The following is a 20,455-nucleotide window of genomic DNA, read 5'->3' as shown; positions in this document are numbered from 1 at the left end:
CCCTTGGGCACACTCACTCCCCAAGAACTCTTGGAGGGATACGCCATGGTGGACGAGACCGAGGCCGAAAGCGACGGGCAGGCAGTGGCCCGGCTGCGCGCGACCGCGCACCCGGTGCGCCTGCGCATCATGTCGCTGCTGACCGCGCAGGCGATGAGCGCCGCGGAGGTCGCCCGTGAGCTCGAGCTGACGCACGCCAACGCGTCGTACCACCTGCGGGTGCTCCACGACATCGGCGAGCTGGTGGTCGAGAGCGAGGAGAAGATCCGCGGCGGGACGGCCAAGCGCTACCGCTACGACGCGTCCCGCGAGCTCGCCGACCGCACCAGCGGCATCGACGACCGGGTCGCCTACGCACGCGCCAACGCCGTCGAGGTCGAGCGCCGGCTGCGCGACGCGGCGAAGGGCGCCGCCTCTTCCAGCGACCTGGAGGCCTGGGTCCCCGTGGAGGTCTGGCACCGCGCCCTCGACCTGCTCCACGAGGCGTCGCACCTGCTGCACGCCGAGGCCCGACCCGCGGGTACGCCGGACACCGTCCACGTCAGCGCCACCACCAACGCGTTCACCATGACCGGTGGTCTCGACGGTGAGGCCGTGCGGTGGATCCCGGCGAGGGAGCAGCGATGACCTGGACGGCCGCGCTCGCGCCCCTGCGCAACCGCGACTTCGCGTGGTACTTCGCCTCGCGGTTCGTGAACACCCTCGGCAACATGATGGCCAGCATCGCGCTCGCATTCGCCGTGCTCGACATCACCGACTCCCCCGCCGCGCTCGGCCAGGTGCTGGCCGCCCACACGATCCCGATGATCGCGCTACTGCTCTACGGGGGCGTGATCGCCGACCGGTTCCCGCGCACCCTGGTGCTGCAGTTCTCCAACCTCGCCTCCGCGGTCAGCCAGGGCGCCATCGCCCTGCTGGTGCTGGCGGGAGAGGCCGAGATCTGGATGCTCGTGGTGCTCTCGGTCGTCCACGGCGCCGTGTCCGGCGTCGGGTTCCCCGCGATGGCCAGCGTGCTGCCCCAGCTGGTGCCTCGTGAAGACCTCCAGCCGGCCAACGCCCTGGTCTCCCTGACGCGCAACGGCATGATGGTGCTCGGGCCGACGATCGGCGCGCTCCTGGTCGTGACGGTCGGCTCGGGCTGGGCCCTCGCCGTCGACGCGACCACCTGGTTGCTCGCCGCGCTGCTGCTCGTCCCCGTACGCCTGCCCGCCAGGCAGCCCCGGGCGGAGACGCCCGACACGCTGCGCGAGCTGCGCGAGGGTTGGTCGTTCTTCTGGGCGACCCCGTGGCTGTGGATCGTCGTCGTCGGCTTCGGCGTGCTCAACGCGATCCACGCCGGCGCCTGGTTCACGCTGGGGCCGGCGGTCGCCGACGACACCATCGGCCGCCAGGCCTGGGGCGTCGTGCTGTCGGCGGAGGCCGCGGGCCTGCTCCTCACCACGGTCGTCCTGCTGCGCGTACGCCTGGAGCGACCGCTGCTGCTCGGCATGCTCGGCGTGGCGATGATGGCGCCGCCGATGCTCCTGCTCGGCGTGTCCCCCACCCTCGTCGGCCTCGTCACCACCGCCTTCCTCGCCGGCGCCGGGACCGAGATCTTCGGCATGGGGTGGAACCTGGCGATGCAGGAGAACATCGAGGACGGCATGCTCTCGCGCGCCTACTCCTACGACGCCCTCGGCTCGTTCGTCGCCATGCCGGTCGGCCAGCTCGCCTACGGCCCGCTCGCCCTGGCCTTCGGCTTCCGGCCGGTGCTGGTCGCCTCGGCGGTGGCGTACGTCGCGGTCGTCGCGCTGGTGCTGTGCTCCCGCTCGGTGCGCACGCTGACCCGGGCACCGGTGACCCCGGAGGCTGCGGTGACGACCACCACGTCCTAGGGTCTCGCCATGGGAGTCATGGAGATGTTCCGCCTCGACGGCAAGGTCGTCATCGTCACCGGCGCCTCGAGCGGGCTGGGGGTCGCGTTCGCCCACTGCTTCGCCGAGGCCGGCGCCGACGTGGTGCTCGGTGCGCGTCGCGTCGAGAAGCTCGAGCGGGTGGCCGAGTCCGTGCGCTCGACCGGTCGCCGCGTGCACACGGTCGCCACCGACGTGGCCGACCCCGAGCAGTGCCAGCGCCTGGTGGACGAGGCGATGGCGAAGTACGGCCGGGTCGACGTGCTCGTCAACAACGCCGGCGTCGGCACCGCCGTCCCGGCGACCCGCGAGACGCCGGAGCAGTTCCGCTCGGTCATCGACGTCAACCTCAACGGGTGCTACTGGATGGCTCAGGCGTGCGGGCGGGTGATGGAGCCCGGGTCGAGCATCATCAACATCTCCTCGATCCTCGGCATCACCACCGGCGGCCTGCCGCAGGCGGCGTACTCCGCCTCGAAGGCCGGCCTCGGCGGGCTCACCCGCGACCTCGCCCAGCAGTGGACGGGCCGCAAGGGCATCCGGGTCAACGCCCTCGCGCCGGGCTTCTTCACCTCCGAGATGACCGAGACCTACCCCGACGGCTACCTCGACCTCGCGCTTCAGCGGGTCCCCGCCGGCCGCAAGGGCGACCCGCACGAGCTCGCCGCGACCGCCGTGTGGCTGGCGTCGGACGCCGCGGGCTACGTCACCGGTCAGATGATCCCGGTCGACGGCGGCCTGACGATCGCCTGATGTCCCACGGGGACTACAAGGCGTTCTTCGCCGCGGCCTGCGCGGGGGACGTCGACCTCGTCGAGCACCACCTCGACGCCGGCGTCGACATCGACTTCGTGCACCCCGAGCTGCAGTCGACGGCGCTGGTGGCCGCGATCGAGGAGGGCCGCGCCGACGTGGCGCTGCTCCTGCTCGACCGCGGCGCCTCGCCCACCCTGCGCTCGCCGCTGGAGGGGATGACGCCGCTGGAAGCCGCTCGCGCCGCCGGGCTCGACCGGGTCGTGGACCGGCTGGGCTAGACCCAGGGCTCCCCGCGGACCACGCCGTCCGTACGCCGTCCCGCGGCTGCGTCGTCCAGCCAGCGCTCCTGCTCGCCCTCGGCGAAGCGCCCGCTGCCCGACCGCCCGTTGAAGTGCCGCACCACCGACCGGTCGCCGTCGCGGACGGCGTACACGCCTCCGCTGAGGGCGTGCGCGAACGCGTCATCGATGCTGGAGACCTGCTCGGCGACGGACGGTTCCCCGATCGTCGGCTGTCGCTCCAGCACCTCGACGGGGTCGCCGACGCCGACCACGGCGACGCCGTGGCCATCGAGCGGGTGCGTCCCCGTGACGACGGTGACGGGCTGCGTCCCGTCCGGTCCGTCGAGCCGCACCGACCTGACGACGTCGATCGCGAACCCGTCGCCGGCCCAGACGACGTCCACCTCCCGCGCGGTGCCGAGGCCCGCGGCGACGACGGCCTCGACCCAGGACTGCGCGCGGTCGACGGCCGACGCCGCACCGGCCGAGGGTTGCAGGACCGAGGCAGCCAGGCACCGGCGATCGGGCCAGGTGAGGACCGCGACACCGTCGAGGGTGAGGTGGGAGAGGCCACCGGATGCGGTCCGCAGGGTGAGCGTCGCGACCGGCTCGTCGTCCTGCTCCCAGGACATCGACCAGGCGCTACGTCCAGCCGGCTCGCCGGACGGCTGGAGGGTGATCCGCACGTCCGCGGCATCGGCGAAGACCCGCCGCGGCCAGTGCCTGCTCGGCTCGAGGCCGAGTGCCAGCAGGAGATCGGCCACCCGCTCGGGGTCCGGTGGTGTCAGGGCGACGTGCTCGAGGACGGGACCGTTGGCCGGCCCGGGACCCATGGGCGACGTCCACTGGATCAGGAAGGGCAGCGAGCCGTCGTACGGCCCCGGACCGACGTCGCACATCCGCCAGGCCACCACCTCGCCGGCAGGTGTCGTGCGCGACCCGTCGCGGACCGGACCGGGCTCGAACCCCGCAACGTGGAGCGCCTCGCGGGCTGCGTCGACGTCGTCGACCGCCACCGCCCACGAGATCGGTCCGCGGGCCGGGCGCACGCGGTCCAGCCACGGGTTGGACTCCTCGGAGCCAGCGGCGATCAGCTCGACGTACGCCGCCTGCGGGCCGCGCACGAGCACGTTCACCGTGCCGACGGGGTGCGCTCCCCCGCGCTCGGCCCCGAGTCCGGCTGCACGCCAGCGGGCGGCCGCCTCGTCGAGGGCGTCGACGGCGACGACGAGGTGGTCGAACCGAGCGCCCACCGGGCAGCTCAGCCGGCGGTGAGGATCTCGGTGACGGCGTTGACGAGCAGCGCGATGTCGTCGTCGCTGGCCACGAGCGGCGGGGCGAAGCGCACGGTCGAGCCGTGGGTGTCCTTGGCCAGGATGCCGCGGGCCATCAGCGCCTCGGACATCTGGCGACCGGTCATCAGCGCCGGGTCGATGTCGATGCCGGCCCAGGCGCCGCGGACGCGCACGTCGACGAGGCCGCGACCGACGAGCGGGCGGAAGCCGGCCTCGATCTGGGTGCCGATCTCGGCGGCACGGGCCTGGAAGGTGCCCTCCTCGAGCATCGCGACGACCTCGGTGCCGATGGCCGCGGCGAGCGGGTTGCCGCCGAAGGTCGAGCCGTGCGAGCCGGGCGTGATGACGTCCATGACCTCGTGGTCGGCCGCGATCGCGGAGACGGGGTAGATGCCGCCGCCGAGCGCCTTGCCCATGACGTAGATGTCGGGCACGACGTCCTCGTGGTCGCACGCGAACGTGCGGCCCGAGCGCGCGAGGCCGGACTGGATCTCGTCGGCCACCATCAGCACGTTGCGCTCGGTGCAGAGCGCGCGGAGGTCGCGCAGGAAGCCCTCGGGCGGCATCACGACGCCGCCCTCGCCCTGGATGGGCTCGAAGAGCACCGCGACCGTGGTGCCGTCGATGGCCGCGGCGACCGAGGCGATGTCGCCGTAGGCCGCGCGGCGGAAGCCGGAGGTGAAGGGGGCGTAGCCGGACGTGGCGACCTCGTCGTCGGAGAAGCTGACGATCGTGGTGGTGCGGCCGTGGAAGTTGCCCTCCATGGTGACGATCGAGGCCTGGCCCGCGGGCACGCCCTTGACCTCGTAGCCCCATTTGCGGCTGACCTTGATCGCGGTCTCGACGGCCTCGGCGCCGGAGTTCATCGGCAGGACCATGTCCTTGCCGGTCAGGCGCGCCAGCGACTCGGCGAAGGTGCTCAGCCGGTCGTTGAAGAACGCCCGGCTGGTCAGCGTGAGGCGACCCAGCTGCTCGCGCGCGACCGCGACCAGGCGCTCGTTGGAGTGACCGAAGTTCAGCGCGCTGTAGCCCGCCAGGCAGTCGAGGTAGCGACGCCCGTCGACGTCGACGACCCACGCGCCCTCGCCCTGCGCGAGCACCACCGGGAGGGGGTGGTAGTTGTGCGCGGCGTAGCGCTCGGTGGTCGCGATGTGAGCGGCCGTGCGCTCGGAGACGGTGCTGGTGGAGAGGTCGGTCGCGGTCATGGGCCCATGGTGCCACTGCCCGATTCCGAACGCCGACTCGGCGAGACCCGAAATGAGCGAAGAGGCCGGACCCTGCGGTCCGGCCTCTTCGTGTCGGTGGAGCTGAGGGGACTCGAACCCCTGACCCTCTGCATGCCATGCAGATGCGCTACCAGCTGCGCCACAGCCCCAACATCGTCCTCCCGTGGAGCCGGGAGGACAACGACGAGAACATTAGCCGACAGCCTCCCCGAGGTGAAATCGGGGTCCCCGGTCAGGTGACCAGCCGCCACAGGAGCCAGATCCCGAGCACCGTCACGGCCAGTCCGGCGACGATCGGGACCGCCATCAGGGCCACCGCGCCGACCACGTACGCCGGCGTCGGCGGCTCGCGCAGCGGCTCGCGCTCGACCTCACGGAGCAGCAGCCGGAGGTTCTTGCGGTTGGCGCGGTGGGCGACGTCGAGCAGGTCGCCGACGCCCGGCACCAGGCCGAGCAGGGCGTCGAGGACGAGGTTGAGCCCCATCCGGGCGAGCACCACCATCGGCACGCGGGCGCGCACCGCGTCGCGCACGATGATGCTGGACAGCGCGCTGCCGAGCGCGTCGCCGATGCCGGGCACCAGCCCGATGACCGCGTCGAGGCCGACGCCGATCTGCGTGCCGGGCACGGTCACCGCGTCGTCCATGATCCGCGCGAGCCTCCGGCTCGAGGTCACGTCGACCTCGCGGGCGCGCTCGCTCACGGGGTGACCACGCGGTTCCAGGCCGTCAGCCGCCACCGCTCGACCCCGCCGGTCCAGGTGGACGCCGAGTGCTCGAGGACCACCCACCCGCAGTTGGCCAGCACCCCGAGGCTCTCGCCCGGGTCGCCCTCCCAGCCCAGGAAGGCCGGCACGGCGACGCGCAGGGCGGCTCCGTGGGAGACGACCAGTCCGGTCTCCCCCTCGCCCAGCGAGTCGGCGTACGTCCCGAGCGCCGGCAGGAAACGCTGCAGCACGTCGTCGCGGGTCTCGCGTCCGGGGATCGCGTCGAGGTCGCCGGCCAGCAGCGCGGCGTACTCCTCGGGGTGGGCGGAGGCGTACTGCTCCGCGGTCAGGCCCTGCCGGTTCGGGCCGACGTCGAACTCGCGCAACCGCGGGTCGAGCACCGGCTCGAGCCCGCACTCGGCGGCCACGGCGGCCGCCGTCCCGGCCGCGCGGGCGAGGTCGGAGGACCACACCGCGACGGGCCGCAGCGAGGCGAGGACCGGGGCGACGGCCTTGGCCTGGGCGGCACCGACCTCGTCGAGCGGGACGTCCGCGTGGCCCTGGGCTCGTCCGGAGTCGTTCCACTCCGTGCGGCCGTGGCGCAGGAGGACCAGGCGCCTCACGTCAGGGTCAGCGGGATCACCGGGCAGTCGCTCCACAGGCGCTCGAGGGCGTAGAACATCCGCTCCTCCTCGTGCTGGACGTGCACGACGATCTCGCCGTAGTCGAGCAGGACCCAGCGGCCCTCCTTGTGGCCCTCGCGGCGGATCGGCTTGATGCCCGCCTCGCGGAGCTTTTCCTCGACCTCGTCGACGATGGCACCGACGGCGCGCTCGTTGCCGGCGCTGGCGATGACGAACGCGTCGGTGATGGCGAGCTGCTCGCTCACGTCGAAGGCCAGCACCTGGTCGGCCTTCTTGTCGTGCGCGGCCTGGGCGGCGATGGCGACGAGCTCGAGGGCGTGGTCGGTGGCTGTCATGCGGAGTCCTTGCTGTGGGTGGTGCGGGAGGTGGGCGCGTAGAGGTCGTGCTTGGAGATGTACTGCACGACGCCGTCGGGCACGAGGTACCAGACGGGCTCGCCGCGGCGGGTGCGCTCGCGGCAGTCGGTCGAGGAGATCGCCAGCGCGGGGATCTCGACGATCGTGACCTTGTCTGAGGGGATCTTGTCGAGCGTCTCCCGCTCCATGTCGTAGCCGGGGCGGGTGCACCCGACGAAGTTGGCGAGCTCGAACAGCTCGTCGGCGTCGCGCCAGGTGAAGATGTCGGCCAGGGCGTCCGCGCCGGTGATGAAGAACAGCTCCGCGTCGGGCATCTCGGCCTTCAGGTCGCGCAGCGTGTCGATCGTGTACGTCGGACCGTCACGGTCGATATCGACGCGCGAGACGTTGAAGCGCGGGTTGGCCGCCGTCGCGACCACCGTCATGAGGTAGCGGTGCTCGGCCTCGGTGACGTCACGGTCGCTCTTCTGCCACGGGTCGCCCGTGGGCACGAAGAGGACCTCGTCGAGGTCGAACCACGCCTGGACCTCGGAGGCCGCGACGAGGTGGCCGTGGTGGATGGGGTCGAAGGTGCCGCCCATCACGCCGACGCGTCGGCCGGGCGCCGGGACCGTCACGGAGGTCGCCGACCTCAGCTGTGCTCTCGCCCGCCGCCGAAGGACACCACGGCCAGGAGGAGCACCATCAGCAGGGCCAGCGTGACGGCGCCGATGATGTAGGGGCTGACGGCGGGGTCGCCGTGCTCGGCCTCGGAGGCGAGGACAGTCAGGGAGTTCAGCATGGCGTGATCCTATCGTCCGCGCCGCGGCGGCTCAGCGCACGTGCCCGTCCCCGACCACTACGTACTTGCTGGACGTCATCTCCGGCAGTCCCATCGGGCCCCGCGCGTGCAGCTTCTGGGTGGAGATGCCGATCTCCGCACCGAAGCCGAACTCGCCGCCGTCGGTGAAGCGGGTCGAGGCGTTGACCACGACCGCGGCGGAGTCGACGGCAGCGACGAAGCGGCGGATGGTGGCCTGGTCGCGCGCCAGGATGGCCTCGGTGTGCCCCGACGAGAAGCGACGGATGTGCTCGATCGCACCCTCCACGTCGCTCACCACGGCCGCGGAGATCTCGAGGCCGAGGAACTCGGCCGCATGGTCCTCGTCGGTCACCGGCACGACGTCGTCGTACTCGGCGAAGGCGGGGTCGCCGTGCACGAGCACCCCGGCCGCCTGGAGCGCCTCCACCACGATCGGCAGGAACTCGTCGGCGACGTCCTCGTGCACCAGCAGGGACTCGGCGGCGTTGCACACGCTGGTGCGCTGGGTCTTGGCGTTGAGCACGATCGCGAGCGCCTGCTCGAGGTCGGCCGAGGCGTCGACGTAGACGTGGCAGTTACCCACTCCGGTCTCGATGACCGGCACCGTCGACTCCTCCACGACGCTGCGGATCAGGCCGGCGCCGCCGCGCGGGACGAGCACGTCCACGAGCCCCCGGGCGCGCATCAGCGCCTTGACGCTGTCGTGCGTCTCCCCGGGAACGAGCTGTACGACGTCCTCCGGCAGGCCGCTGCCGGCCAGCGCGCCGCGCATCGCGGCGACGATCGCGGCGTTGCTCGAGCGGGCGCTCGAGGAGCCGCGCAGGAGCACCGCGTTGCCGGCCTTGAGGCAGATGCCGGCGGCGTCGGCGGTGACGTTGGGGCGGGCCTCGTAGATCATCCCGACCACGCCGAACGGCACCCGCACCTGCCGCAGCTCGAGGCCGTTGGCCAGCGTGCTGCCGCGCAGCACCTCGCCGACTGGGTCGGGAAGGCCCGCGACGTCGCGCAGCCCCTGCGCCATCGCCGCGAGGCGCTCGTCGTCGAGGCGCAGCCGGTCCACGATGTTGGCGGGGGTGCCGGCCGCCTCGGCGCGCGCCACGTCCTCGGCGTTGGCGGCGAGCACCTCTGGCGCCGCGTCGTGCAGCGCGTCGGCCATCGCGTGCAGCGCGGCGTCCTTCACCGCGCGGGTGGCGGTGGCGAGCTCATGGCTGGCGGCCCGTGCGCGTGCGGCGACCTCCCGCACGTCCTCCTCGCTGCTCATGCCCGAGAGCGTAGGCCGGTCGGGCCTAGGGTGGGTCCATGTCTCGGATCATGGGGGTGGTCGTCGCACTCGCGACGGCAGCGACAGTGCTGACCGGTGCGACCGCGGGGAGCGCACCGCCCGCACCCGCCGCGGAGCTGCCACGCGACATCCGGGACGGGGCCGAGGTCACGCTGGCCGGTGGTGACACCTTCCGCGTCTGGACCAGCCGCAACCACCGCACGGTGCGCAGCACGCGTCGCGACGCCGCCACCGGGACGTGGGGCGAGCCGCAGGTCGTGCTGCGGGACGAGGACCTCTTCTGCGGCGACCTCGACGTGCGCACGGCCGCCGGTGCGGTCGCCATCACCGCGGAGTGCGACCTCAACGGCTACGCCGAGGACCAGGCACCGACCGCGTCCCGCGCCCTGTGGTCGGCCGACACGCTCACCTGGTCGGCGTACGAGCTGGAGGGCGAGGCCTACGAAGAGCCCGGCATCTCCCCCGACGGCACCCGGGCGGTGTGGCCCGAGGCCGGCGGCTACGTGACGCGCACCGAGGCCGGCTTCGCCCGTCACCGGCCGACACCCGCGGTCGCGAGTACACGACCACGGCCACCATCACCGACTCCGCCCGGGTGTCCTACCTCTACGGCGCGGCGTCCGGCGGGCGCTGCCAGGTCGTCGTCCTGTCCCGCACCGGCGACGGGCCCACGACCCGACAGGAGCTGCCGCTCGCGGACGGCTGCCAGGACGCCGGGTTCGAGAACGTCGACGCCGACACCGCCTGGTTCGGCGACCTCGACGACCCGGCCCGTCGCTCGACGATCTCCCGCACGGACGCCTCCTCCCCCTGGACGGTCTCCGAGGTGGCTCCGGCCCACGCCCCGGGCCTGATGGACCACGACCGTGGCCCACTCAGCACGGACTTCTTCACGGCGCCCGGGCTGCCACTGGTGGCGCTGGGAGCGGGCGTGCGCGGTCGTCGTCTCCACGTGCAGTCCTACGACGCGGCGAGCCATACCTGGGGTCCGCGGCGACTGGCGTACGACGTCGGCGCGGGCCGGACGTGCCGCTGGGGCGACAAGTGGATCGACCCGCCCCTGCAGGTCATGGCCGTGGAGCTGCGGTGCGGCACCGGCCGCGTCGTGCTCACCACGGCCGACGGCGTCGGCTGGCGGGCGCTGCGGATGCGGCAGAACACCTGGGGCTTCTCCCCCGACGGCCGCTACGTCGCTGTCCCGGCACGGACCGTGACCCACGTGATCTCGGCCGAGCGGGGCGTGGTGACGCTGCCGGGAGGCGTACGGGGTCGGTGCGACGTGGTCGTGCCCGACGGCCCCGACGCGGCCGTGCTGCTCACGGCCACCCCTCGGGACCGCGGGTGGCCGACCATCCTCAGGCGGTCGAGCGCCAACGGCTGGCAGGGCCGCACGAGGACCAACCTGCCGACCCCGTCAGCGACCTGCGGCGACGCGCGCGCCGAGGCGTACGACCTGCCCTACCGGTTCACGATCTCCAGCCGCTGGAAGGGCTACACCGTCCGCGTGGTCGAGCGCGACGGCGAGTGGACCGTACGCCGCAGCCGCCGCTGACGGAACGACGAACGCCCCCGACCAGGCAGGTCGGGGGCGTCCGGTGGGGCGAGGGAGTCAGCCCTTGCGCTCCTTGACCTTGTCGGTCGCGGCGGGCAGGACAGTGTGGAGGTCACCCACGACACCGAAGTCGACGAGCTCGAAGATCGGAGCCTCGGGGTCCTTGTTGACCGCGACGATCGTCTTCGACGTCTGCATGCCGGCACGGTGCTGGATCGCACCGGAGATTCCGTTGGCGACGTAGAGCTGCGGCGAGACCGTCTTGCCGGTCTGGCCGACCTGGAACGCGTGGGGCATCCAGCCGGAGTCGACGGCCGCGCGCGAGGCGCCCACAGCTGCACCGAGGGAGTCGGCGAAGCCCTCGACGGACTCGAAGTTGCCGCCGGTGCCACGACCGCCGGAGACCACGATCGCGGCCTCGGTCAGCTCGGGACGACCCGTCGACTGGCGCGGCTGGGTGGCGACGATCTGCGCGGTCCTCGCCGCGTCCGACACCGTCGCGGTGAACGCCTCGACGGCGCCCGCACCCGCGGCCTCCTCGGGAGCGGCGGAGTTCGGCTTGATCGTGATGATCGGCGTGCCCTGCGTGACCTTGGCCTGCACGGTGTAGTTGCCGGCGAAGACGCTCTGCGTGGTCACGCCACCCTCGGCGACGTCGACGGCGTCGGTGATCAGGCCCGAGCCCAGCTTGATCGCCAGGCGACCGGCGACCTCCTTGTTCTCGAACGTCGACGGAAGCAGGATCGCGGCGGGGCTCGCCTTCTCGGCCAGCTGCTGCAGCGCCTCGGCCTTCGGCGCGACGAGGTAGCCCTTGATCTGGGCGTCGTCGACGACGTAGACCTTCTCGGCGCCGTACTTCTTGACCTTCTCGGCCACGGCGTCGCCGTGCTCGGGCGAGCCGAAGAACACCGCGGACGGCTCGCCGAGGCGGCGCGCGATCGTGAGGAGCTCGTAGGTGGGCTTCTTGACCTCGCCGTCGGCGTGGTCGATGACTACCAGGACTTCAGACATGGTGGCTCTCCTGTCCTGCTCAGATGAACTTCTTGGACGCGAGGAAGTCGACCAGCGCGCCAGCGCCCGAGCCGTCCTCGTCGGTGACGATCTCGCCGGCGGTGCGCGGCGGGCGCTCGGTGGTGTCCTCGACCTGCGACCACGCGACCGAGAGGCCGACCTGCCCGGCGTCGACGCCGAGGTCGGACAGCGAGAAGGTCTCCAGCGGCTTCTTCTTCGCGGCCATGATGCCCTTGAAGGAGGGGTAGCGCGCCTCGCCCGACTGGTCGGTGACCGACAGCACGATCGGCAGCGTCGCGCCGATGACCTCGGTGGAGCCCTCGTTGTCGCGCTTGATGCGGACCTGGTCGCCCTGCGACTCGATCACCGACGCGAGCGTGACCTGCGGCATGCCCAGGCGCTCGGCCAGCATCGCCGGCACCACGGAGCCGGAGGCGTCCGTGGAGGCCATGCCGCAGACCACGAGGTCCGCGCCGATCTTCTCGATCGCCTTGGCCAGCACCAGCGAGGTGGCGATGTAGTCGGAGCCCGCGATCGCGTCGTCGACGACGTGGACGCCCTTGTCGGCACCCATCTGCAGCGCCTTGCGCACCGCGTCGACGGCCTTCTCGGGGCCGACGGTCAGCGCGGTGATCTCGATGTCCTCACCCTCGCGCTTCTCGCGGAACTGCAGGGCCTGCTCGACGGCGTACTCGTCGAGCTCGGACAGCAGACCGTCGACGCCGACGCGGTCGACGGTGTAGTCGTCCTCGAACTTGCGGTCGGCGGTGGCGTCCGGCACGTACTTCACACAGACAACAATGTTCATGGCGTGTGGCCTCGCGGCCCCTCCTGTGAAATCGGATGTGCCTGCGAGGTTACTAGCCGGTCACCCGACCGCGGAACGGTGATTCGGGTGGAGTCGCTCACAGTGGCCCTATCACGGTCGTGTGCGTTGTCCGGGATCACCCGCGCGGGACGCGGAACCGCCCGGTCACCCGCGTACGCCGGTGCTGGCTGTCCCCGACGTAGGTCACCTCCACGCGGTAGCCGCCGGCGCGCAGGCGGCCGAGGCGGGCCACCGCGGCCGACTCCGTCGTGCTGAGCGTGAGGGTCGTGCTGGACGGCGGCGCGGACGCCGCCACGGGACCCGCCGGGACGACCGCAAGGGCCAGCGCGGCCGCCGACGCTGCGGTGAGCGACCGGGAGATGAACGACATGCGGGAAACCTACGTCGAGGTCAGGGCTTCACGATGCGGTCGAGGATGCGACCCACGACCAGCCAGGCGATGGCACCGAGACCCCAGTTGAAGAGCGCGTTCTTGACCTCGGCACCCTCCCCGCCGAACTGCTTGATGCCCTCCTTGCGCGAGAAGACGTCGAGGTCGACGATCGTGGCCGCCTGCAGGACCGCGTCGACGAGCGCGTTGGAGGTGTTGGCGTCCAGCGCGACCAGCAGCGCGCCGACGGCGAGCACCAGGGCGCACAGCGCGCAGGCCAGCCACAGGACTTGGGCCAGCGCAGCCCGGATCTTCGTTGCCACAGTGCATGTCTCCTTGTCGGGGCCGTGGTTCGGCCCGGGGCGAGCGGGGGGGTGTGACGGTGTCAACGGCCGACGAACGTGGCCTTACCCGGTCCGTTCTCAACGAACGAGGTGATGCCGTGGGTACGGTCCTCGGTGGCGAACACCCCGGCGAACTGCTGCCGCTCGATCTCCAGGCCGGTGTCGAGGTCGACCTCGCTCCCCCGGTCGATGCACTCCTTCGCGGCGCGGATCGCGAGCGCGGCCGCCCCGCTGAACTGCGCGGCCCAGGCGACCGACTCCTCGAGCACCTTGTCGGCAGGGACCACACGGTCGACCATGCCGATGCGCAGCGCCTCGTCGGCCTTGACGAAGCGTCCGGTGAAGATGATGTCCTTGGCCTTCGCCGTGCCGACCAGGCGGGTCAGCCGCTGGGTGCCGCCGGCACCGGGGATGATGCCCAGCAGGACCTCGGGCTGGCCGAAGACGGCGTCCTCGGCGGCGAAGCGCACGTCGGCCGAGAGCGCGAGCTCGCAGCCCCCGCCGAGGGCGTAGCCGTTGACCGCGGCGACGACCGGCTTCGGGATGCGGGCGATCGCGGTGGTCGCGCTGCTGACGGACGTCGAGACCTTGACCATGTCGGCGTACGACATGTCGGCCATCTCCTTGACGTCGTTGCCTGCCGCGAAGACCCGCTCGCCGCCCCACAGCACCACCGCGCGTACGTCGTCGCGCTCCGTGAGCTCGGCGGCCGCCTCGCGGAGGTCGGCCTGCACCTGGACGCTGATCGCGTTCATCTTGGGCCGGTCCAGCCGCAGGACCGCGACCCCGTCGGTCACGTCGATCGAGACGAACTCCATGGTTGCTCCCCTTCGTCGGTGCGCCGGTGTCGGCGTCCATCACTGCGTGGGCGCATTCTGCCGTGCCCGCCGGGAAGCACCACAATGGCTCGCGTGACACCGCCCCCCGACCAAGCATCAGTCTGGAACCACGACGGCGAGACGCGAGAGGTCTGGCCGGGTCGCAACTACCCCCTCGGGGCGACCTGGTCCCACGACGCGACCAACTTCGCGGTCTACTCGCCCAACGCCGAGCGGCTCTGGGTGTGCGTCTTCGACGACGACGACGTCGAGACGCGCCACCTGCTCACCGAGCACTCCCTCGGCGTGTGGCACGGCGCGGTGCCCGGTGTCGCGCCCGGCACGCGCTACGGCTACCGCGCCCACGGCCCGTGGGACCCCGACGCCGGCCTGCGGTTCAACGCCGCCAAGCTGCTGCTCGACCCCTACGCCAAGGCGGTCTCGGGCGACCTGGTGGCCGACGACGCGATCTTCGGCTACGTGCCGGGCGATCCCGACACCATCAGCGACCTCGACTCCGCGGCGTACGTGCCGCGCAGCGTGGTCGTCTACGACGACTTCCAGTGGGGCGCCGACACCTCGCCGCGCCGGCGCTGGCGCGACACGGTCATCTACGAGATGCACGTCAAGGGCATGACCGCGCTGCACGACCGGGTGCCCGAGGAGCTGCGCGGGACCTACGCCGGGCTCGCCACGCCGGCGGTCACCGACTACCTCCGCGACCTCGGCGTCACGGCCGTCGAGCTGCTGCCGGTGCACCAGTTCTTCTCCGAGCCGGCCCTGGCCGAGCGCGACCTGGTGAACTACTGGGGCTACAACTCGCTCGGCTTCTTCGCCCCCCACAACGCCTATGCGCACGCCGGCGACCGCGGCCAGCAGGTCACCGAGTTCAAGCAGATGGTGAAGGCCTTCCACGAGGCGGGCCTCGAGGTCATCCTCGACGTCGTCTACAACCACACCGCCGAGGCAGGGCCGCTCGGGCCGACGCTGAGCTTCCGCGGGCTCGACGACCTCGGCTACTACCAGCGCGTCGTCGCGCCCCAGCCCGAGCCGGGCGCGGACCCGATGCCCGACACCTACTGGGACGTGACCGGCTGCGGCAACACCGTCGACGCCACCCACACCCAGAGCCTGCGGATGATCCTCGACTCCCTGCGCTACTGGGTCAACGAGATGCACGTCGACGGCTTCCGCTTCGACCTGATGAGCGCGCTGACCCGCACCAACCAGGTCGTTGACCTCGGCAGCCACCTGATCACCGCGATCGGACAGGATCCGGTCCTGCGCCACGTGAAGCTGATCGCCGAGCCGTGGGACGCCTCGATGGACGGCTACCGCGTCGGCCGGTTCCCCCCGCCGTGGATCGAGTGGAACGACCAGTTCCGCGACACCGTGCGGGACTTTTGGCGCGGCCACTCCGCCGGCGTACGCACCGTGGCGACGCGCCTGGCCGGCTCGAGCGACCTGTACGCCGACGACGGCCGCTCGCCCTACGCGTCGGTGAACTTCGTGACCGCGCACGACGGCTTCACGCTGCGCGACCTGGTGTCCTACAACGACAAGCACAACGAGGCCAACGGCGAGGACAACCGCGACGGCACCGACAACAACCGGTCGTGGAACTGCGGCGTCGAGGGCGAGACCGACGACACCGGTGTCGTCGCGATGCGGCGCCGCCAGGCGGCCAACCTGATGGCCACCCTCTGCTTCTCCAGCGGCGTGCCGATGCTCACCGCCGGTGACGAGCGCGGGCGCACGCAGGGCGGCAACAACAACGCGTACGGCCAGGACAACGAGACGTCGTGGATCGACTGGCGTCCCGACGACGCGTGGCTCGACCTCTACGAGATCACCAAGACCGCGCTGCGGCTGCGCCGTGAGCACCCTGTCCTGCGCCAGCGTCACTGGTTCGAGGGCCGGCCCACCATCCGCGGCGGCATCAAGGACCTCGTCTGGGTCCACCCCAGCGGCCGCGAGATGGCGACCGACGACTGGAACGACGACTCGGTCCGCACGGTCGGGATGTTCCTCAACGGCGCACCACTGCGCTACCCCGGTCCCCGCGGGGAGCAGATCCGGGACAAGTCCTTCATGATCTGGCTCAACGCCGGGGCCGACGACGTCAAGCTCGTCCTCCCGGACAATCAGTGGGTCCACCACGGCGAGGTGGTGCTCTCGACCAATGCCGAGGTCGCCGTGGGCACGCCGGTCGTGGCAGGCACCTCGATGCTGCTGCAGGCACGCTCGGTGCTGGTGATGCGCCAGACCTGACCCGGGACCTGCGTCGGTGCCGACCGGGGGACCTCTGGCCACGGGGCCGGGGTCCACCGGCACTTCCGACGTGCCGCCGGGAGGCGCAGGCTGGAGACGAGGAAGGAAGTCGGCCATGAACACCACCGCCACCCACCACATCCGGCCGGTCCCGGGCGGACGCCCCACGCCGACGGCGGGCAGCGTCACCCTCGTGCTGGGCCTGCTCTTCTCGGCGTCGGTCGCCGCGACCTACGTGCTGAGCCTGTCCGACGTCGTCGACCCGCCCAACTGGGTCAGGGCGATCGCTCTGGCCGGCCTGCCGCTCGGCCTTGCCGGCGTTCCGATCGCCTACTCCTTCGCCCGCCGCACCGCGAGCCGCGACCGCGCCCGCGTGGGGCTCGGGGTCGCCCTCGTCGGTCTCGTCGCCTTCATCGCCCTCGTGATCGCCCTGGGCTGACCGACCCGAGAGGGTTCCACCATGACCGCCACACCGCACGTGACCGGCGCCCCCGCTGCGGCGCTCACCCGCCGCGCGTGGCTCTCGCTGCTGGGCTTCGTGCTCACCTTCCCGCTGGCCTTCCTCGTCGGCGAGGGCCTCGCCTCCGCCATGGGTTACGAGGTCGGCGACGCCCAGCCGACGTGGGCGGTCGCGATCGCGGCCACCGTCCCCGCCCTGGTCGTCTTCGTCCTGCCGGCGGTCCTGGCCGTGCACTTCGGCAGGCAGGCCGTCCGGCTCGGCGACCGGCGGGCCAGGGTGCCGATGGCGATCGCGGTCGTGGTGGCGGCGGGGTTCGTGCTGACGAACGCCCTCGCGCCGCTGCTCGGCGGCTGAGGTGGGCTCGCCGACTCCCGACGACCGCCGATGACCTGCGACAATGGGCACATGGCCAGCAGCGTTCCCGCACGTCGCCAGGAGAAGGGTCGGGGTCATCTCCTCGACATGAATGCCCCCCGTCGCGTCGTGGCGGACCCCGAGAAGGACGCGCGAGACCTCGCGCGGGTCCAGAAGTGGGTCATGTCGACGCTGGCCGTCACGACGATCCTGCACCTGGTGGTCGGCCTGGTGGTCGCCGCGGTCATGCTCGACGACGCACCGGACAGCTCGAAGATCGGGCTCAACGTCATCGCCGGGATCTTCGGAGCGATCGCCGTCGCGACGGGTCTCGCGATCCACGGCCGCCGCATCCTCTCGCCGTGGCTGCTCCTCGGCGTGGTGCCGACCGCGATCGGCCTCGTGCTGACCTTCGGCTGATCCGCCCCGTCCAGGGCTACAGTCGTCGTATGGGAGCTCCTGACGACTCACCCGACCGGCGCTTCTCGACCCTCCCCGCCAGCGTTGGCGTCGAGGACACCATCGCGAGCGTCGACACGAGCCACTCCCCCGACCCGGACGACGTACGCAACGTCGACCAGCACCGCGCCCTACGCGACGACTGACCGATCCTCGCCGACAGTCGCAGGGACCCAACGTTCGGCCCGCGGTTCGTGGCACGCGCAGGCGCGCTGCTACCACCGGGTTGGGTCCGTCCGACGGCAGGGTCAGAGGCCGAGGACCTGCACCGCGGCCAGGTATGACCCGCGCGTGCCCTCGGGGTCGTGGAGCGTGTCGTCGACGCCGGCCGCACGTGCGCGTACGGCGGCACCCGGGTCGAGCGAGGTGAGGTCGGCGGCGAGGGCGGAGACCGCGAGCGCGCGGTCGTGCGCGTCGAGGTGGTCGAGGGCCAAGCTGTTGTGCAGCACCTCGGCCGCCTCGGCCATCAGCTCGCGCGCCAGCCCGGTGTCGACATCCGGCCTGGTGCCGACCGTGTCTGCGGCGGCGAGGAAAGGGTCGAGGAGGTCCGGCGGCGGGGTCGAGGACATGGAGCGATCCTCGCGACGGTGGCGGCCGGCGGCAAGGGCTGCAACGCGAGGCACCGCGACGCGCTAGGTGTACTCGGCAGGCAGGTTCATGACAGTCGGCTGATCGGGGGTAGTCCTCCGATGGCTGAGTGGCGTCGTCGAGTGTTGTAGAAGTCGAGCCAGGGCGCCAGTGCTGCTGCGCGTTCGTCGTTGCTGGTGAAGACCTGGTGGTAGGCCCACTCGGTCTGGACGGTCCGGTTGAACCTCTCGACCTTGCCGTTCTGCCAAGGGCAGTGCGGCTTGATGGTGATGTGTTGAGCGTTGAGGGACTCGATGACGTCTGCGAAGTCGCGTGATCGGGTGTAGTTCAGGGCGTTGTCGCTAATGACCTGACGGATGGTGATGCCGTGTTCGGCGAAGAAGCCGGCGGCGCGTGCCAAGAACCCAGCGCAGGTCGCCCCGGTTTCGTTGGTGAGGATCTCGGCGTAGGCGAGTCGGGTGTGGTCGTCGACCGCGGCGTGGACGTAGTCGTAGCCGACCCTGCGCTTGTAGCTGGGCCGCTCGCCGCGGCCGTGGGCTTTCCACCCGCCGCCATCAGGGATCCGGCCGACCTTCTTCACGTCCACGTGGACCAGGTCGCCGGGGGTGTCGCGTTCGTAGCGCACCGCTGTGGTCTTCGACGCGCGGATCACCTCGCCGGTCAACGGGTCACAGGTGCGCAGGAGTGGGACGTGGTGGCGCTGCAGGATCGCCCCGACAGTGCGGGCGGGGATCCCGAGCTCGGGTCCGATCCAGTCCTGTCCGCGGCGCTCGGTGCGGCGCAGCAACAGGACTGCTTGCTCGACCTCGCGTGGAACACGGTGGGGGCAGTGGTGTGGGCGTGAGGACCGGTCGACCAGGCCGGCCTCGCCCTCAGCGCGGAACCGGGCAACCCAGCGGTGGGCGCACTGACGTGAGATGCCGAGTTCTTTGGCGACATGCGCGACGGGACGACCGTGGTCGATGACCCGCTCGATGAGCAGACGACGACCATGCAGATTCAAACGAGCGTTAGCGTGGGCCACGAGGACCTCCTGGGCGAGCGGATGACTTAGACATCTCCACTAAGCCGGGAGGTTCTCCTCGTTCACAAGACCCAGGCCGTCACCAACGTCCCTGCCGAGTACAGCTAGGAGCCGACCCGCTCCGTGAGCGTCCGCAGGGTCATCTGCAGGTCGGAGAACTCCTCGACGCTCAGCGCGAGCGCGTCCTTCATGTCGCAGTGGATGCGCTCGGCGTGGCTTCGGAGGCGCTCGCCCTTCGCGGTGAGCGACACGACCACGAAGCGCTCGTCCTCGTGGTGGCGGTGCCGTGCGACGAAGCCTGCGACCTCCATCCGCCGCAGGAGCGGCGTGAGTGTCCCGTGGTCGAGCCGCAACGCCTCCGCGATGTCACGGACCGCCCGCTCGTCGCGCTCCCACAGCACGATGAGCACGAGGTACTGCGGGTACGTCAGGCCCAGCTGGGTGAGGGCGGGACGGTAGGCGGCCGTGACCGCCCGGGATGCGGCGTAGAGGTCGAAGCACAGCTGGTCCGACAACGGAGGGGTGTCGATCTCGGTCACGGGGACATCATGCACCCCGGAGGCGCTACCTTGTGCACAAGATCATTGGACGCAAGATGTTGAGGACCCCTGGGGAGGGAGTGCCGATCGTGGTGGAGATCCTGGAACAACGGCTGATCGAGGCGGGTCGTGGCGACCGCGAGGCTGCGGCGGCCGTGTACGACGACGTCGCCGAGGTCGTCTACGGCCTGGTGCTGCACATGACGGGCGACCCGGAGCGGGCAGAGGCCCTGGCGCGCGACGCCCTGCTCGCCGTCATCCGGACCGCGTCGCTCTTCGACCCGGCCCAGGGGTCGGCCCGCAGCTGGATCGTGGGCGTGGCCCACCAGCACGCCGCCCGGAGCCGGAGGTCGACGCGGAGGCCACGGGCACAGGAGCTCGGCGCACCGACGCCCACCCCCGGTCTCGCCGCGCTGTCGGGACCCGACGCTCGGGCGGTGGAGCTCTCCTGGTTCGGCGCACGCACCTACGGCGACGTCGCCGAGGACACCGGCGAGTCGCCCGATCATGTCCTGACGCGGCTGAGGACTGCTCTCCTAGACCTCGGGAGCGGCCCCGCCGCACCGGAGCCGTGGCGCTCGGCCTGAGCGCCACGG

At 71.7% G+C, this 20,455-nt stretch carries 27 protein-coding genes and 1 tRNA gene; 11 read left to right on the top strand and 17 right to left on the bottom strand.

All coding sequences use genetic code 11. The features are described from left to right. The first annotated feature begins 45 nt into the window (after positions 1-45). The 4 genes from CFI00_RS08075 to CFI00_RS08060 are packed head-to-tail and all read left to right on the top strand — an operon-like array spanning position 46 to position 2,926. Entirely contained in the window at positions 46-627 is a 582-nt protein-coding gene (locus CFI00_RS08075) for a helix-turn-helix domain-containing protein (protein ID WP_207084680.1), read from the top strand. Next, positions 624-1,874: an MFS transporter gene (locus CFI00_RS08070; RefSeq protein ID WP_207084679.1), complete on the top strand. Its 1,251-nt coding sequence runs from the start codon at positions 624-626 to the stop codon at positions 1,872-1,874. The genes CFI00_RS08075 and CFI00_RS08070 overlap by 4 nt, the downstream gene beginning before the upstream one ends. Positions 1,875-1,883: 9 nt before the next feature. Then, positions 1,884-2,645 carry a glucose 1-dehydrogenase gene (locus tag CFI00_RS08065; RefSeq protein WP_207084678.1) on the top strand — a complete coding sequence of 254 codons (762 nt, stop codon included), beginning with the start codon at positions 1,884-1,886 and terminating at the stop codon, positions 2,643-2,645. After that, positions 2,645-2,926, top strand: coding sequence for an ankyrin repeat domain-containing protein (locus CFI00_RS08060; RefSeq protein WP_207084677.1), 282 nt, complete (start codon positions 2,645-2,647; stop codon positions 2,924-2,926). Before CFI00_RS08065 ends, CFI00_RS08060 begins: the two co-directional genes overlap by 1 nt. On the opposite strand, the gene CFI00_RS08055 is transcribed toward CFI00_RS08060, so the two are convergent. The 9 genes from CFI00_RS08055 to CFI00_RS08015 all read right to left on the bottom strand — a co-directional run bounded on the left by CFI00_RS08055 (position 2,923) and on the right by CFI00_RS08015 (position 9,219). Then, entirely contained in the window at positions 2,923-4,182 is a 1,260-nt protein-coding gene (locus CFI00_RS08055; protein ID WP_207084676.1) for a VOC family protein, read from the bottom strand. The genes CFI00_RS08060 and CFI00_RS08055 overlap by 4 nt on opposite strands. Positions 4,183-4,190: 8 nt before the next feature. After that, positions 4,191-5,429, bottom strand: coding sequence for an ornithine--oxo-acid transaminase (rocD, locus tag CFI00_RS08050; protein ID WP_207084675.1), 1,239 nt, complete (start codon positions 5,427-5,429; stop codon positions 4,191-4,193). A 97-nt stretch (positions 5,430-5,526) separates the two neighbouring features. Further along, positions 5,527-5,599 (bottom strand) — tRNA-Ala (locus CFI00_RS08045). Between the two features lie 83 nt (positions 5,600-5,682). Beyond that, on the bottom strand, positions 5,683-6,153 hold the full coding sequence (locus CFI00_RS08040) for a DUF4112 domain-containing protein (RefSeq protein WP_207084674.1): 471 nt from the start codon (positions 6,151-6,153) through the stop codon (positions 5,683-5,685). Then, positions 6,150-6,779, bottom strand: coding sequence for a histidine phosphatase family protein (locus tag CFI00_RS08035; RefSeq protein ID WP_207084673.1), 630 nt, complete (start codon positions 6,777-6,779; stop codon positions 6,150-6,152). Before CFI00_RS08035 ends, CFI00_RS08040 begins: the two co-directional genes overlap by 4 nt. After that, entirely contained in the window at positions 6,776-7,135 is a 360-nt protein-coding gene (gene rsfS / locus CFI00_RS08030) for a ribosome silencing factor (RefSeq protein WP_207084672.1), read from the bottom strand. Before rsfS ends, CFI00_RS08035 begins: the two co-directional genes overlap by 4 nt. Then, a complete protein-coding gene (gene nadD / locus CFI00_RS08025; protein ID WP_277988360.1) occupies positions 7,132-7,773 on the bottom strand; it encodes a nicotinate-nucleotide adenylyltransferase in 642 nt (213 codons plus the stop codon). The genes rsfS and nadD overlap by 4 nt, the downstream gene beginning before the upstream one ends. Before the next feature lie 14 nt (positions 7,774-7,787). After that, positions 7,788-7,937, bottom strand: a complete 150-nt coding sequence (locus CFI00_RS08020) for a hypothetical protein (RefSeq protein ID WP_207084671.1) — start codon at positions 7,935-7,937, stop codon at positions 7,788-7,790. Positions 7,938-7,968: 31 nt separating this feature from the next. Next, the gene (locus tag CFI00_RS08015; protein WP_207084670.1) at positions 7,969-9,219 is read right to left on the bottom strand and encodes a glutamate-5-semialdehyde dehydrogenase; all 1,251 of its coding nucleotides are present in this window, start codon (positions 9,217-9,219) and stop codon (positions 7,969-7,971) included. 502 nt (positions 9,220-9,721) lie between these two features. Here CFI00_RS08015 and CFI00_RS08010 point away from each other — a divergent pair. Next, positions 9,722-10,792 carry a hypothetical protein gene (locus CFI00_RS08010; protein WP_207084669.1) on the top strand — a complete coding sequence of 357 codons (1,071 nt, stop codon included), beginning with the start codon at positions 9,722-9,724 and terminating at the stop codon, positions 10,790-10,792. 57 nt (positions 10,793-10,849) lie between these two features. On the opposite strand, the gene CFI00_RS08005 is transcribed toward CFI00_RS08010, so the two are convergent. The 5 genes from CFI00_RS08005 to CFI00_RS07985 all read right to left on the bottom strand — a co-directional run bounded on the left by CFI00_RS08005 (position 10,850) and on the right by CFI00_RS07985 (position 14,164). Beyond that, on the bottom strand, positions 10,850-11,803 hold the full coding sequence (locus CFI00_RS08005; protein WP_207084668.1) for an electron transfer flavoprotein subunit alpha/FixB family protein: 954 nt from the start codon (positions 11,801-11,803) through the stop codon (positions 10,850-10,852). A gap of 19 nt (positions 11,804-11,822) precedes the next feature. Then, a complete protein-coding gene (locus CFI00_RS08000; protein ID WP_207084667.1) occupies positions 11,823-12,611 on the bottom strand; it encodes an electron transfer flavoprotein subunit beta/FixA family protein in 789 nt (262 codons plus the stop codon). Between the two features lie 136 nt (positions 12,612-12,747). After that, positions 12,748-13,002 carry a hypothetical protein gene (locus CFI00_RS07995; RefSeq protein WP_207084666.1) on the bottom strand — a complete coding sequence of 85 codons (255 nt, stop codon included), beginning with the start codon at positions 13,000-13,002 and terminating at the stop codon, positions 12,748-12,750. Positions 13,003-13,022: 20 nt separating this feature from the next. Further along, on the bottom strand, positions 13,023-13,325 hold the full coding sequence (locus CFI00_RS07990; RefSeq protein ID WP_207084665.1) for a hypothetical protein: 303 nt from the start codon (positions 13,323-13,325) through the stop codon (positions 13,023-13,025). A gap of 62 nt (positions 13,326-13,387) precedes the next feature. Next, positions 13,388-14,164, bottom strand: a complete 777-nt coding sequence (locus CFI00_RS07985; RefSeq protein ID WP_207084664.1) for an enoyl-CoA hydratase-related protein — start codon at positions 14,162-14,164, stop codon at positions 13,388-13,390. Positions 14,165-14,257: 93 nt separating this feature from the next. On the opposite strand from CFI00_RS07985, the gene glgX reads away from it, so the two are divergent. The 5 genes from glgX to CFI00_RS07960 all read left to right on the top strand — a co-directional run bounded on the left by glgX (position 14,258) and on the right by CFI00_RS07960 (position 17,854). Next, complete coding sequence (gene glgX / locus CFI00_RS07980) at positions 14,258-16,435, top strand: glycogen debranching protein GlgX (protein ID WP_242532739.1); 2,178 nt, start codon at positions 14,258-14,260, stop codon at positions 16,433-16,435. A 115-nt stretch (positions 16,436-16,550) separates the two neighbouring features. Further along, positions 16,551-16,874 carry a hypothetical protein gene (locus CFI00_RS07975; RefSeq protein WP_207084662.1) on the top strand — a complete coding sequence of 108 codons (324 nt, stop codon included), beginning with the start codon at positions 16,551-16,553 and terminating at the stop codon, positions 16,872-16,874. A gap of 21 nt (positions 16,875-16,895) precedes the next feature. Next, positions 16,896-17,249 (top strand): hypothetical protein, encoded by a 354-nt coding sequence (locus tag CFI00_RS07970; protein ID WP_207084661.1) that lies wholly within the window; start codon positions 16,896-16,898, stop codon positions 17,247-17,249. Positions 17,250-17,300: 51 nt separating this feature from the next. Further along, a complete protein-coding gene (locus tag CFI00_RS07965; RefSeq protein ID WP_207084660.1) occupies positions 17,301-17,669 on the top strand; it encodes a hypothetical protein in 369 nt (122 codons plus the stop codon). 29 nt (positions 17,670-17,698) lie between these two features. After that, on the top strand, positions 17,699-17,854 hold the full coding sequence (locus CFI00_RS07960) for a hypothetical protein (protein ID WP_207084659.1): 156 nt from the start codon (positions 17,699-17,701) through the stop codon (positions 17,852-17,854). A 102-nt stretch (positions 17,855-17,956) separates the two neighbouring features. Here the strand turns inward: CFI00_RS07960 and CFI00_RS07955 are convergent, their stop codons facing one another. From CFI00_RS07955 to CFI00_RS07945, 3 genes are all read right to left on the bottom strand, one after another. Then, positions 17,957-18,277 carry a hypothetical protein gene (locus CFI00_RS07955; RefSeq protein WP_207084658.1) on the bottom strand — a complete coding sequence of 107 codons (321 nt, stop codon included), beginning with the start codon at positions 18,275-18,277 and terminating at the stop codon, positions 17,957-17,959. 86 nt (positions 18,278-18,363) lie between these two features. Beyond that, positions 18,364-19,320 (bottom strand): IS481 family transposase, encoded by a 957-nt coding sequence (locus CFI00_RS07950; protein ID WP_207084657.1) that lies wholly within the window; start codon positions 19,318-19,320, stop codon positions 18,364-18,366. A gap of 104 nt (positions 19,321-19,424) precedes the next feature. Continuing rightward, positions 19,425-19,859, bottom strand: a complete 435-nt coding sequence (locus CFI00_RS07945) for a MarR family transcriptional regulator (RefSeq protein ID WP_242532738.1) — start codon at positions 19,857-19,859, stop codon at positions 19,425-19,427. Between the two features lie 56 nt (positions 19,860-19,915). Here CFI00_RS07945 and CFI00_RS07940 point away from each other — a divergent pair, with 56 nt between their 5' ends. Continuing rightward, entirely contained in the window at positions 19,916-20,446 is a 531-nt protein-coding gene (locus tag CFI00_RS07940) for a sigma factor (protein WP_207084656.1), read from the top strand. Positions 20,447-20,455: the final 9 nt, after the last annotated feature.

The sequence above is a fragment of the Nocardioides sp. S5 genome (assembly GCF_017310035.1).
Taxonomy (GTDB): Bacteria; Actinomycetota; Actinomycetes; order Propionibacteriales; family Nocardioidaceae; genus Nocardioides.
The sequence above is the reverse complement of the archived record's forward strand: the minus strand, read 5'-3'. Positions and strand labels throughout refer to the sequence as shown.

Excerpts from the sequence above, each read along its gene's own strand:
- CFI00_RS08075 (WP_207084680.1), top strand. The coding sequence starts at position 46 with ATGGTGGACGAGACCGAGGCCGAAAGCGACGGGCAGGCAGTGGCCCGG.
- CFI00_RS08070 (WP_207084679.1), top strand. The coding sequence starts at position 624 with ATGACCTGGACGGCCGCGCTCGCGCCCCTGCGCAACCGCGACTTCGCG.
- CFI00_RS08065 (WP_207084678.1), top strand. The coding sequence starts at position 1,884 with ATGGGAGTCATGGAGATGTTCCGCCTCGACGGCAAGGTCGTCATCGTC.
- CFI00_RS08060 (WP_207084677.1), top strand. The coding sequence starts at position 2,645 with ATGTCCCACGGGGACTACAAGGCGTTCTTCGCCGCGGCCTGCGCGGGG.
- rocD (WP_207084675.1), bottom strand. The coding sequence starts at position 5,429 with ATGACCGCGACCGACCTCTCCACCAGCACCGTCTCCGAGCGCACGGCC.
- rsfS (WP_207084672.1), bottom strand. The coding sequence starts at position 7,135 with ATGACAGCCACCGACCACGCCCTCGAGCTCGTCGCCATCGCCGCCCAG.
- CFI00_RS08020 (WP_207084671.1), bottom strand. The coding sequence starts at position 7,937 with ATGCTGAACTCCCTGACTGTCCTCGCCTCCGAGGCCGAGCACGGCGAC.
- CFI00_RS08015 (WP_207084670.1), bottom strand. The coding sequence starts at position 9,219 with ATGAGCAGCGAGGAGGACGTGCGGGAGGTCGCCGCACGCGCACGGGCC.
- CFI00_RS08005 (WP_207084668.1), bottom strand. The coding sequence starts at position 11,803 with ATGTCTGAAGTCCTGGTAGTCATCGACCACGCCGACGGCGAGGTCAAG.
- CFI00_RS08000 (WP_207084667.1), bottom strand. The coding sequence starts at position 12,611 with ATGAACATTGTTGTCTGTGTGAAGTACGTGCCGGACGCCACCGCCGAC.
- CFI00_RS07995 (WP_207084666.1), bottom strand. The coding sequence starts at position 13,002 with ATGTCGTTCATCTCCCGGTCGCTCACCGCAGCGTCGGCGGCCGCGCTG.
- CFI00_RS07985 (WP_207084664.1), bottom strand. The coding sequence starts at position 14,164 with ATGGAGTTCGTCTCGATCGACGTGACCGACGGGGTCGCGGTCCTGCGG.
- CFI00_RS07975 (WP_207084662.1), top strand. The coding sequence starts at position 16,551 with ATGAACACCACCGCCACCCACCACATCCGGCCGGTCCCGGGCGGACGC.
- CFI00_RS07970 (WP_207084661.1), top strand. The coding sequence starts at position 16,896 with ATGACCGCCACACCGCACGTGACCGGCGCCCCCGCTGCGGCGCTCACC.
- CFI00_RS07965 (WP_207084660.1), top strand. The coding sequence starts at position 17,301 with ATGGCCAGCAGCGTTCCCGCACGTCGCCAGGAGAAGGGTCGGGGTCAT.
- CFI00_RS07960 (WP_207084659.1), top strand. The coding sequence starts at position 17,699 with ATGGGAGCTCCTGACGACTCACCCGACCGGCGCTTCTCGACCCTCCCC.
- CFI00_RS07955 (WP_207084658.1), bottom strand. The coding sequence starts at position 18,277 with ATGTCCTCGACCCCGCCGCCGGACCTCCTCGACCCTTTCCTCGCCGCC.
- CFI00_RS07940 (WP_207084656.1), top strand. The coding sequence starts at position 19,916 with ATGTTGAGGACCCCTGGGGAGGGAGTGCCGATCGTGGTGGAGATCCTG.